Source organism: Bacillus cereus group sp. N21, from assembly GCF_016483395.1.
Classification (GTDB): Bacteria; Bacillota; Bacilli; order Bacillales; family Bacillaceae_G; genus Bacillus_A; species Bacillus_A pseudomycoides.
The window spans coordinates 1-11,995 of the sequence record NZ_JAEHBX010000103.1; the positions used below are offsets into that span (position 1 = coordinate 1).

The following is an 11,995-nucleotide window of genomic DNA, read 5'->3' on the forward strand; positions in this document are numbered from 1 at the left end:
GCTCCGATTGAATATCGAATCTCGATGGCTGCATAGTCTTTTTTTACAGCTGTCCACTTGACGGGGGTAAGACCAAAAAGTCTGTCCAAAAGCAGATACAACTGATTAATATTCTCTTTGGCCTTACCGCATAAGCAGTCATTCCGTTAGGAATGAATCATTCTTTTTACTCTTCATTATCTTTTTGCACCAGAACCATTATTAATAGTTTCATAAAACTGGCCCACAATATTCCCCATCTCTTTATGTCTTCGGAAACTTTGCAACAGAACCTTAAACTACATTATAAGGCGTTTTTCATTATATTCAAATATCTATTACGTTATTTGAATATCTGCTAGGGCACAATTTAAATTTAATAAAGTTTGTAATACTGAAGAATAAATAATTAATTCAGAAAAAATTTTAGCAACTTCATTATATCGCAATTACTTTTTAAAATTAATCAAAAAATTTTTCCTTTACTTTAAATTCCAGAATTCATATAATTTTCTATGGAATTACATTTTTTTCTAAACAGCTCCTGATTCATACACATTCTAAAGGATAAACACAAATCATTTCACTCGTATATTTAACTAGGTAAAATAAAAATCCATATTTTCACAAGGAGAAGTGGCCACATGCAAGATATTTTGAATCTATTTCCGAGCGCTGATGGAAATGAAAAAAAACAAAAACTTTTTTTAGAATCTATGCAGAAAATAGTTGAAAATCTTAGCCGATTAAAAAATGAAGACCAAGCATCTTTAGGTAACTGTGAGGAAAAATCAGATGGATATTACAATAACTTAATTCACCAAAGTCATATACCACTGGCTGGAATTGCTATGTCTGAGGTTATGGAAGAACTAAACCAATTTATGAATGGTCATCCTTATCCAAATAAATACTATTTGTCTAACGCTGTACCACTACCAAGTATTCCATCACTATTAGGTACAATGACCATGGCGCTTTTAAATGGTAATGGCGTTTGGGATGTATATGGCCCTGGGGCAGCTGAAGCAGAAGTAAAAGTTGTATCCATGCTTTCAAAACTGATCGGTTATAATCCGCATAATAGCGGTGGTTATACAACATGGGGTGGACAAGGATGTGTATTTTCAAGCTTACGTTTAGCAATTGCTAAACAATTTCCATTAGCAAAGGAACACGGTGTTCCACAAAATGTATATTGCTTTGCTTCTGAAAATGCACACTATAGTTTATTAAAGTCAGCTGAAGCAACTGGCATTGGGACAAATCACCTAATTAAAGTGAAAACTGACCCTTATACAAATTCTATGGATATAGAAGATTTAGAGGATAAAATGATAAATGTTATTGAAAACGGAGGTATCCCCCTTTATATTCTAGCTACTATGGGGTCAACAGATACATTTACAATTGATGATATAGAAAAAATTAAAGATAGTGCTGAATCAATACAGAAAAAATATAAATTAAAACCTATTTATATTCATGCAGATTCTGCAATGGGCGGATTCTATGGTTTCTTTAATAATTATAACTTTGAAGAAAATCCACTCTCATTTGAACCTAATGTGAAAGATGCCTTACAACTCGTTCAAGGGAAAATGCAATATATGTCTCTTGCAGATAGTGTATGTTTTGATTTTCATAAATTAGGACAAACACCTTATACTTCAAGTATTTTAATCGTGAAAAATCATACTGACTTACAACTTATGGACATCGAACAAAATGACACACCTTATCTTGGTAATAGATCATATGGCAGTTATCATACAGGCTATACCTTAGAATGTTCACGAGCTGGTAGTTCTATTCCGATGTATATAAATTTATTAGCCTTTGGAATTGAAGGATATCAAAAATTATTAGCAAATTATGTTCTTGTAAATCTATTATTTAGGGAGAAATTGCGCAAGGCTCTTCCTCAAGTAGCAATAACAAATGATTTTACTTATGGACCAATTACAACATTTCGTTTCTATATGAATGGAGATGGCCAGGTAAATTGGGAAAAGGAGCGTACAGGTCTCGCAACACAAGAAGAGATTGAGGATACAAATCGGTTAAATATAGAACTATTTAATTACCTAGGAAAAAATCGTGATCAAATATTCTTTGGCGATACAACTCGTTCTTGTGTAGTAGATGTAATAAACAGTTGTGATAGAAAACCAATTTCTACATTAAAATTCTTTTCTATCTCGCCATATACAAATGTTGAATGTTTAGATGAGATTGTAGCATTTCTTCATAAACATGTATCGATTGCTACTAAACAGATTTATTCATATGTTTAATAACCTTATTTGTTAGCGCTTTAATATTTAAACTTAACTACATTAAATAAAATTTCCAATCCCTTTTAATCAATATCTAATTTCAATTTACCACTATCTATATTAAGAAATGAGGAAAAATATATGAATATAGAGCTACTAGATACACACCACGTGAAAGATGCAGCACATTTAATTGCACATTCTTTTGTGAATAGCGAACCTCTTGTAAGCAGTTTACAAATTCCTTTTGCTCCTTTTCACAAAATGTGCGAGGAAATGGTAAAACAAGCTGTATCTCAATCTATGTCATTTGTAGCAATAGAAAACTTTCAAATTGTTGGTGTTCTTTTAACAAGAAAAGTAACCCAACCATTAATAGATAAAGATAAAGCGAGTGAACTGTGTCCACAAATGGATCCCATTTTTCTACTCTTAGATACTTTAGAAACGGAATCAATTGAGTTTTCAAATTTAGATAAAGAAAGATTAGTCTATCTAGATATGGGCGCTTGTCATCCAGATTGGATGGGCAGTGGGGTAGTCACTACTCTTATTTCACATGCTATTCAAGAAATAAGTACAAGAGATTTTGATTTTATTGCTGCTTGTACAAATAAAATTTCTCAAAAAATCCTTAAAAAATTGTATAAGACTTTTGAGATTAATGAAATAGTGTATAATAAATTTCCTTATAAGGAATCATTGCCTTTTGCTAACACAACAACTTCCTTAACAGCTCAATTATTATATATACCTCAATCTCAATTTGTCATTAAAGCTATATAATTTTTAGAACTACTATAAATTCGAAAAAAATTATCCTATATGTGCATGAATCCTAAATTATTACTTTTCAAATAGTATACCCATACTTTTATAGCAGCTAAAAAAGGCTCCGAATTGAGGAGTCTTTTTCTTTATAATTGGTCAATATCTTAACTTTTTCGGATTCTGGTGCAAAAAATCTCTTAAACTTGGACATACTGATATTACTACTCTAGAAAAGGTGCGTGACCAGTATGGAAAAGAAAAATTTGTTCAAATGGAAGCATTATCAGCCTGAACTCATCTTATTAATAGTAAGGTGGTATCTACGGTACAATTTGAGCTTTCGAAACCTAGTGGAAATGATGGAAGAAAGAGGTGTTATCCATTACTCACACAACGATTATGCGCTGGGTTCATCAATATGGATCTCAATTAGAAGAGAAAGGGTTCTGTTGCAAAGTTTCCGAAGACACAAAGAGATGGGGAATATTGTGGGCCAGTTTTATGAAACTATTAATAATTCATGTAATGCGTTATACGTCGAAAAAACGAAGTTTAGTTGAAGACTTTGAAATCCTAAAGAACGGGAGAATCGACGTTTCACATGTCGGTGATCTTGCTCAATGATATTATTGAGATACTTGATTGTACGATGAAAGGTATTTTTGTAAAGACCTATCTCCTTTAATTTTTTGAATGCGAAAGCTAAAGAAGGGGCCTTATCTGTCGTCAGAACAGTTGGTTCTCCAAAAGTTCGAACAAGTCTTTTCATAAAAGCATATGCTGCTTGTGTGTCCCGTTTTTGACGAAGTTGAATAACAAGTGTTTGTCCCTTTTTATCAATTGCTCGATATAAATAACACCATTTCCCTTTCACCTTGACATAGGTTTCATCCAAACGCCAAGATAACAATATGTTTTTGTTTTTCCAAATGTGATAGATAAGCTTTCCATATTCATGAACCCAGCGCATGATAGTTGTTGGATGAATAGAAATACCACGTTCTTTGAGAATTTCAGACACATCGCGATAACTTAAAGAAAAACGACAATAGTAGCCAACAGCTATTAAAATAAGATCCTTCTTGAACTGGTTCCCTTTAAAATATCCCATCTGTGATTCTCCTCGTTTTCTTTTTCGAAAGTGTAGCTTAGTTTAGAAAACTTTGCAACAGAACCCTAATTTTCATATAGGATACCGTCATATTGATAAAAAGACGTTATCCTTTCCCATGATTTCTCAGAAAGAATAACGTCTTTTTCATTTTAGGGGGTATTTTGTCTTGTTAGGTTGATAGCGATGTGGTGCTACCCCATCCCTATCAAGCTAAAATTTTATAGTACCCCCATAACGAAATTTTCTGCTAAATTGTAACAAAAAAGCTCAGTTTTTCATTTGGGGGTAATTCTGAATTCTTAAGTTGATGGGCATGGGACTGAACCCCTAATACTTTATTTTAATAATGACTCTTTTCATGAAATAAAACTCAGTTATCAGTCTAAACCATTTTTTAGATTTAACAATAACAAGTGTGCATTTTTACCTTTCAGATAGTCTCTTTTATTCTAATTTCTTCATTTCTTTCAGCCGTTCTATATCCTTTTCTGAAGCCTTTTCTATTTTATACAGTTCATAGCTACCCTTTATCTCATTTATCACTACAAATTCAATTTCATTCCGAACATAGCTTTTAGTTTTTCCCTTTTTATAACCAATAACATTATCTAATATAGTTTCCCCACTATCTTTTTTATATAAGTTATAGCTAACAGGTGGACGACCAATTACATACTTATTATCAGAAAATCCGACTATATCATCCCTCCCTAATCCTGTCGAAACACTCCAGACAAAAATAATCTGAAATATAGAATAAACAACAATACCGCTTAAGAAAAAAAATAGGATTGATTTAAAAAATAACTTTAAAGGTATCCTGCCCAAAAACTATTCCCTCCCATTTCATCTCGGGATAGCAAGAACAAACCGTGAATTTTGTACGCTAAGGAACCGAATTTTTTAGATTGTTGAACTTAATCCCCCGTTAGTACCATAAGAAAAAGAGTTACCGCAATAACCCCATTGTTTATAATACAAGTCATTGGGAGACGCTATGGATGAATATAGTCAATCTATGAAATTTCCCATAATCTTTTAACCTCCACCAATTCCTGCCCATTGAATTCCATTCTGTATATATCTGGTTTTGATGTATGTAGTAAAAAATTCAAATCATACTTACTGTCATAATACCCCATCATCAAAGTCATAACAGCTCCATGAGTGCCTAATACTACTTTCTGCCCCCGATAGGTGTTTAATAATTCTTTTAAGACTTTTATAGCACGTTTCTGACAGTCGACATTAGACTCTCCTCCCGTTAAAGCAAAGTCGGGTTCTAAGAATGACTTTGTTATCAAAGGAAATAATTCTTTATCCGACATTCGTTCCTCTTCAGTAATAAAAATTCTCTCTTTTAAGTCTTCAAATACTAAAACTTCTTGTCCTATTTGCTTCGCTAATTGCTGAACAGTTAGAATTGAACGATTGTATGGACTTGAGATAACAACGTCAATTCCCTCACCTTGTAATACATCTGTTATTCGTTGAACTTCTAATTTTCCTTTTTCCGTTAATCCTCTCGCTCTTTCTTTTCCAGATTTCGGTGAATCTCCGTGTCTCACCATATATATGAAAGTTTTCATAATTACCTCCAATTTTTTAGGTTTCTGTATTCCATATATAGCTTATATTAATTAAAAAGAACTTTCCCAGTGACCATAACTAATACTCACTATAAATCCTTCTGTATGCGATATCTTAGATACATTTCTTTACAATTCCGTGAACGTAAATGTATTAAAACAAAAGAACACGTAAAATGGAGAGCTAAAAAAGACGCGTTCTGTTCTAGCTCTTTTTTCATTTTCTAATTAATAATTCGTTTGCATATTCACGAGCCCAATGATCGGTGTCTAATACTGTTTCCAAATCTGGCTTTGCAATGCTATGATGAGCTTCAAGAGTAGAATAAATTGTTTTTTCAATATCAAAAAATGAAATTTCGTTTTGTAAATATAGCGCATTTGCAATTTCGTTCGCTGCATTTAAGACAGCAGGTGTTGTACCACCAATTTTTCCAGATTCATACGCATAATGTGGGCTAGGGAATTTTTTGAAATTTGGTTTTTCAAAATGTAGGCTAGCTATCTCTAATAGGTTTAATTTTTTATAGTCCGATTGTAATCTAGTTGGATAATGAAATGCATATTGAATCGGCATTCTCATGTCAGCGGCACCGAGCTGTGCCATGATAGAGCCATCTATAAATTCAACTAAAGAATGAATAATACTTTCTTTATGAATTAAAACATCAATTTTCTCATAAGGGATATCAAATAACCAACGTGCTTCCATGATTTCAAAGCCTTTGTTCATTAATGTAGCTGAATCAATGGTTAGTTTTGCTCCCATTAACCAGTTGGGATGCTTTAAAGCATCTTTAGCTTGTAAGATTTCCATTTCTTCGCGCGTTTTATCTCGAAATGCACCGCCTGAAGCAGTAACAATAAGCCTCTCGATTTCTTGATTATTTTCCCCATTTAAACATTGAAAAATGGCAGAGTGTTCACTGTCTACTGGAATTAAGCGGCAGCCGTTTTGTTTCGCTAATTCTGTCACAATATGTCCTGCCGCAACTAATGTTTCTTTGTTAGCAATTGCTATATCTTTTTTCGCTTTTAATGCTTCAATTGTTGGAAGGAGACCAGAGACACCGACAACTGAAGATAATACAAGATTAGAATCAGGGTGAGTTGCAACTTCAATTAATCCATCTGTTCCATATGTGACTTTTGTATCTGTAGGAATTCGCTTCCGAAGAGCATCTGCTAATTCTTTTGTACTTACGCTTACAATTCGAGGGTAAAATGTATATATTTGTTTTTCAAGAAGGTCAATATTGTGATTTGCTGTTAAACCAATAATTTTAAAATGTTCCGGATGAGAAGTGACTACATCTAATGCAGACGTACCAATTGAGCCAGTTGAACCAAGAATTGAAATATATTTTACCATGATAATTCCTCCAAAGTTGTAGAATCCCTTTTTGCAAACCTAGATAGAATTAGACAAAAAAGATAAAATTCCTTCTTTTATAAAAAAGAAACAACAGGAATTAAGCGAATATAAAGTAATTGGTTCTGTTGCAAAGTTATCCAAAACATAGAGAATCTAGGGTTACATCGTTAAATGGTTATGCAACCATTAATAATTCCTGTAATTCGTTATACACCGAAAAGGCGGAGCCTATTTGAAGAGTTCGCCTTTGTTTGTATAGGGCATGAATGGTTTCAATACCTTTTATTGTGCCGTCATCTTTTTCCAAAGTGTACTTGAATTTCGAAAACTTTGCTACAGAACCACTTTTATTGTATATTTTAGAGTTACTTTATGTTTACGTCTAGAACATGTTAAAATAACCACGTATGCAAACTATATAAAGAGAATAAGGGAGTCATGAGCTTGAAGAAGGTATTGAAAGGTTTATTATGGGGTACAGGCTCAATATTTGGTGCTTTCGCGGCGTTTATTACGTATGTGGTAATTACGGATGTGAAGCATAAGGATGTTGAGAAGTTGAAGGTGGCAAATAATAACGAGCGCATTCTTAAGGTTGGGGAAGAGTTTAAGGCGACAACGTTTAATATTGGCTACGGCGGTTTAGATAAGGATCAAGATTTCTTCTTAGACGGAGGGACGGGTTCGCGCTCTAGTAGTAAAGAGCAAACAGAAAAGAATATCAGCAATATGCTGTCTTTCTTACAAAAGGAAGATTCTGATTTTATTTTAGTGCAAGAGATGGATGAGAAGTCACTTCGTTCATTTGATGTGAATCAGTATAAGGCGTTTCAAGATGGACTGAAAGATCATGCGTCTACGTTTGGTTATAACTTTAATGCGCAGTGGGTGCCGGTGCCAATTAAGAAGCCGCACGGATATACGAACAGTGGACTTGGTTCGTTCTCAAAATATAAAGTAGAAGAAGTGACGAGATATCAGCTTCCTGGAAGAGAAATGTGGCTTCGTCAATTATTCGAATTAGATCGAGCGATTGTTGAGCATAAGGTTCCAGTTGATAACGGGAAATATTTACGAATGGTGAACGTTCATTTATCTGCATATGATAAGGGCGGAAACATTCGAAAGCAACAAGTTGAGTTTTTGAAAGAGTATATGAATAAGCATTATAAAAATGGCGATTATCTCGTGCTTGGCGGAGACTGGAATCAGCTATTATCTGATGTGCAGTTAAAAGATCCGAAGTTTAAAGAAGAATGGCCAGAGTGGTTAGTACAGCTGCCAGAAGATTTCACTGATGGTGGATTCCAGTGGGCTGTTGATGATACTGTTTGGACAGTTCGTGATAATGTGAAGAGCTATGTCGAAGATGAGAACTTTGTTACGATTATCGATGGATTTTTAGTGTCTCCAAATGTGGAGATTGTGAGCGTACAAGGGCATGATTTGAAGTTTAAAAACAGTGATCATAACCCGGTTAACGCAGTGTTGAAGTTAAAATAGTAGGGGAAGACAACGGAATGGTTCAAGAGAGAATGTGTGCAAGAAGAGTGCAACCATATGTTGTCTGAAGTCTTATCCAATGTAAATAATCTCGGCTCTTTCATTCATTCCATTAATGGATGAATGAAAGAAATTGCAACGCATCAGTTTTCTCTTTCCTGACTTTTATAAAACTCATCAATTACTTATTTGTAGATGGATATACTTCGAATTAATGTTCTGAATATTCAGCGCGAAAAATATCAATTTACTTTATCTAACAATTATGTAAAACTATAACCAAGCTGAATTCTTCTTTAAAAATTTCCCCTAATAAAGATTTAAAGACAATTCTGTTTTTATTCGAACTTAAGAAAGAAGCCAATTCCTATACAAATTGGCTTCTTTCTTATGAATTCACGCTACAACGTGAATTCATACTCTTTTTCATCTATAATCTTACCACATCATCAACATTTTTACGATATATTTTCTGAAAATTCATATAAAATAGTTCATTTTGATGAAAGGTATTTTTGTAAAAGTCTATCCTCTGTAATTTTTTAAATGCGCAAATTAAAGAAGGAGCCTTATCTGTAGTCAGAACCGTTGGTTCTCCATAAGTTCGAACCAGTCTTTTCATAAAAGCATATGCCGCTTGTGTCTCTCTCTTTTTACGCAGTTGAATATCAAGCGTTTGCCCCTCTTTGTCAATGGCACGATATAAATAACACCATTGTCCTTTTACTTTAATATAGGTTTCATCGACTCTCCATGAGTCATTTATTGATTTAAGGTGATATCGTACTTTCTCTTCTAATTGAGGCCCATATTGATGAACCCAGCGCATAATCGTTGTGTGAGCAATTGATAAGCTCTTTCCTCCATCATTTCCACCAGGTTACGAAAGCTCAAATTGTACCGTAGGTACCACCTTACTGTTAATAAGATTAGTTTCGGCTGATAATGCTTCCATTTAAACAAATTTTCCTTTTCCATACTGATCACACACCTTTTCTAGAGTAGTAATATCAGTATATCCAAATTTAAGAGATTTTTTTGCACCAGAACCTCCAAAATTATCTTTTGTAGTTGAAGTTTTCCAAATAATAAGTTACATTTTTAAAGTTCAAGCAACTTTATGACAATACAAAAAGGGGAGAAATATTGTTATTATGCCAAAAATAAAATGGAAGAACTGTGTATGTTATTTTGTTATTCTTATACTTCTTGGAACAGCAGTAACAGTCAAACCAGCTATCTCTAAAGCTGAGGAATCTGATGTTAATATTACATTATTGGGTACTGCAGATATTCATGGTAGATTTATGCCTTGGGATTATGCGCTTGATGGTGCAAATATGAGTGGAAGTTTAACGCAGCTTTATACGGTTATAAAGAAGGTACGTCAAGAAAATCCAAATACCATATTATTAGATGCCGGGGATACAATTCAAGGAAACTCAGTAGAATTATTCAATGATAAGCCACAATCTCCAATGATGGTAACGATGAACGCAATGGGATATGATGCTTGGGCATTTGGAAATCATGAATTCAACTTTGGATTAGATACATTGAAAAAAGTTAGTGAGCAATATAAGGGAAAGACGTTAGCAGGAAATATTTATAAGGAGAATGGAGAGCGTTTTCTTCCTGCATATACGATTGTTGAAAAAGGTGGAATTAAAGTTGGGATTATTGGCATGAATACACCAATGATTAGTGATTTTGAAAAAGGGACAGATCATTTGGCTGGTTTAGTAGTGAAAAATCCAGTAGAAGAGACAAAAAAGGTAATTAAAGAATTAGAAGGTAAAGTAGATGTAATGGTAGGGCTTATGCATATGGGACTAGAAAATGAGAATGGAATCCCTGGTACTGGGGTTCAAGATATTGCGAATACTTGTCCGGAAATAAGCGCTATTTTTGCAGCTCATATGCATAAACTTGTTAAAAAAGAAGTTGTAAATGGTGTTATTATTACAGAACCAGATAAATATGGAACGCATATCTCACGTATTGACCTTACTTTTACAAAGCAAGATGGGAAGCTGGTTTTAAAAGATAAAACAGCTACCGCTTTACCTGTAAAAAATGCTGATGGAACAACGGTATTATCTGATCCTACACTTGAAGCAACACTAACACCTTTTCACGAGTATGCGAGAGGAGATGCAAATGTTGTAGTCGCTCAATTAAAGGGTAGAAATCTTGTTCCTGAAAATGAAATAAAGGGTATTCCAAGTGTGCAAATTCAAGAGACACCTTTATCAGATTTTTTTCATGAAATCATGCTCTATTACAGCAAAGCAGATGTAGTAGCCCATCAAATTGATAACGATTATGCCCGTTTGGATGTAGGTCCTATTAAGAAGAAAGATATTGCGTATAATTACCAATATGCTTTGGGAGAAATTACAGTATATAAGATAACTGGGAAAGATTTAAAAGACTACATGGAATGGGCGGCAGGGTATTTTAACTCATCTCGTGCCGGAGATGTAACAGTTAGCTTTGATAAAACCCGCCGTGCGTCTAAATACAGTACGAACGATTTCTTTGGAGGCGTAAAATACGAAATTGACTTAACAAAACCATATGGAAGTAGAATTACAAATTTACGATCTATTCGTACAAATAAACCAATCAAAATGAGCGATGTTATGACGCTGGGAATGAATGCATATAGAATGGAGGCTCTTCAGGCAAAAGGGGGAGCTTTAGAGGGACGTAAGTTTGAACAAATTTGGTCATCTAAACAAGAGAATGCATTCGGAGAAACAGGTGGAACCATTCGTAACCTTGCTATTACATATTTAAAAGAGGTAAAGAATGGTGTATACACGCCAAAAGTTATGCATAATTGGAAAATTACCGGTGTAGATACACATTCTTCAGAGCATAAGGCTGTAGTGGATCTTGTAAATAAAGGAATTTTAGAAATTCCAAAAACAGAAGATGGGAAATATACAAATATAGCATCTATAAATACTAAAGATTCAATTACAAAAGAAGAGATTGTAGCACTCTCTCAAAAAGCTAATATGAATCCGAATCAGTTTAATCATGTAAAAACAAAAGGTGAATTTTACAAAAAACTTAATAGGATTATTAAACAAATATAAGAAAAATCTGGTTCTGGTGCAAAAAAATCTCTTAAACTTGGATATACTTGTAGCTTTAAAATAAAGTTTGATTAAATTATTACTAATAACCTTGATATAAAGACAAGTCTAAAGAGCATGTTTTGAAAAAAGATTGATCAAAACATGCTCTTATTTAATGTAATCGATTCATTTCTTTATAAAAAAGTTTGATAATTTTATTGGGTCTGTTGCAAAGTTTTTTTACACATAGAGACATGGGAAGATTGTGGTCAAATTTTATGAAACCGATAATAAAT

The 11,995-nt window shown here is 33.6% G+C and carries 8 protein-coding genes and 3 pseudogenes; 5 read left to right on the forward strand and 6 right to left on the reverse strand.

Annotated features, from left to right (window positions below; translation table 11 throughout):
• Nucleotides 1-623: 623 nt before the first annotated feature.
• From JDS96_RS28175 to JDS96_RS28185, 3 genes and pseudogenes are all read left to right on the forward strand, one after another.
• On the forward strand, nucleotides 624-2,276 hold the full coding sequence (locus tag JDS96_RS28175; RefSeq protein WP_199668785.1) for a pyridoxal phosphate-dependent decarboxylase family protein: 1,653 nt from the start codon (nucleotides 624-626) through the stop codon (nucleotides 2,274-2,276).
• A 123-nt stretch (nucleotides 2,277-2,399) separates the two neighbouring features.
• Nucleotides 2,400-3,044 (forward strand): hypothetical protein, encoded by a 645-nt coding sequence (locus JDS96_RS28180; protein WP_199668786.1) that lies wholly within the window; start codon nucleotides 2,400-2,402, stop codon nucleotides 3,042-3,044.
• Between the two features lie 233 nt (nucleotides 3,045-3,277).
• Nucleotides 3,278-3,470, forward strand: a pseudogene (locus JDS96_RS28185) (IS6 family transposase); the annotation flags it as partial.
• Nucleotides 3,471-3,528: 58 nt separating this feature from the next.
• Here JDS96_RS28185 and JDS96_RS28190 read toward each other — a convergent pair.
• The 5 genes and pseudogenes from JDS96_RS28190 to JDS96_RS32570 form a co-directional block, all read right to left on the reverse strand.
• Nucleotides 3,529-4,140 (reverse strand): IS6 family transposase, encoded by a 612-nt coding sequence (locus JDS96_RS28190; protein ID WP_199668787.1) that lies wholly within the window; start codon nucleotides 4,138-4,140, stop codon nucleotides 3,529-3,531.
• A gap of 447 nt (nucleotides 4,141-4,587) precedes the next feature.
• Entirely contained in the window at nucleotides 4,588-4,971 is a 384-nt protein-coding gene (locus JDS96_RS28195) for a hypothetical protein (protein WP_006097720.1), read from the reverse strand.
• A gap of 188 nt (nucleotides 4,972-5,159) precedes the next feature.
• A complete protein-coding gene (locus tag JDS96_RS28200) occupies nucleotides 5,160-5,732 on the reverse strand; it encodes a histidine phosphatase family protein (protein WP_199668788.1) in 573 nt (190 codons plus the stop codon).
• Nucleotides 5,733-5,949: 217 nt separating this feature from the next.
• Nucleotides 5,950-7,104 carry a 1-deoxy-D-xylulose-5-phosphate reductoisomerase gene (locus JDS96_RS28205; RefSeq protein ID WP_199668789.1) on the reverse strand — a complete coding sequence of 385 codons (1,155 nt, stop codon included), beginning with the start codon at nucleotides 7,102-7,104 and terminating at the stop codon, nucleotides 5,950-5,952.
• A 178-nt stretch (nucleotides 7,105-7,282) separates the two neighbouring features.
• A pseudogene (locus JDS96_RS32570) lies at nucleotides 7,283-7,396 on the reverse strand (IS6 family transposase); the annotation flags it as partial.
• Nucleotides 7,397-7,551: 155 nt separating this feature from the next.
• On the opposite strand from JDS96_RS32570, the gene JDS96_RS28210 reads away from it, so the two are divergent.
• Nucleotides 7,552-8,610, forward strand: a complete 1,059-nt coding sequence (locus JDS96_RS28210) for an endonuclease/exonuclease/phosphatase family protein (RefSeq protein ID WP_199668790.1) — start codon at nucleotides 7,552-7,554, stop codon at nucleotides 8,608-8,610.
• A gap of 454 nt (nucleotides 8,611-9,064) precedes the next feature.
• Here JDS96_RS28210 and JDS96_RS28215 read toward each other — a convergent pair.
• Nucleotides 9,065-9,588 (reverse strand): annotated as a pseudogene (locus JDS96_RS28215) (IS6 family transposase); the annotation flags it as partial.
• A gap of 176 nt (nucleotides 9,589-9,764) precedes the next feature.
• On the opposite strand from JDS96_RS28215, the gene JDS96_RS28220 reads away from it, so the two are divergent.
• Nucleotides 9,765-11,717 (forward strand): bifunctional metallophosphatase/5'-nucleotidase, encoded by a 1,953-nt coding sequence (locus JDS96_RS28220; protein ID WP_199668791.1) that lies wholly within the window; start codon nucleotides 9,765-9,767, stop codon nucleotides 11,715-11,717.
• Nucleotides 11,718-11,995: the final 278 nt, after the last annotated feature.

Excerpts from the sequence above, each read along its gene's own strand:
- JDS96_RS28200 (WP_199668788.1), bottom strand. The coding sequence starts at position 5,732 with ATGAAAACTTTCATATATATGGTGAGACACGGAGATTCACCGAAATCT.
- JDS96_RS28180 (WP_199668786.1), top strand. The coding sequence starts at position 2,400 with ATGAATATAGAGCTACTAGATACACACCACGTGAAAGATGCAGCACAT.
- JDS96_RS28175 (WP_199668785.1), top strand. The coding sequence starts at position 624 with ATGCAAGATATTTTGAATCTATTTCCGAGCGCTGATGGAAATGAAAAA.
- JDS96_RS28205 (WP_199668789.1), bottom strand. The coding sequence starts at position 7,104 with ATGGTAAAATATATTTCAATTCTTGGTTCAACTGGCTCAATTGGTACG.
- JDS96_RS28190 (WP_199668787.1), bottom strand. The coding sequence starts at position 4,140 with ATGGGATATTTTAAAGGGAACCAGTTCAAGAAGGATCTTATTTTAATA.
- JDS96_RS28220 (WP_199668791.1), top strand. The coding sequence starts at position 9,765 with ATGCCAAAAATAAAATGGAAGAACTGTGTATGTTATTTTGTTATTCTT.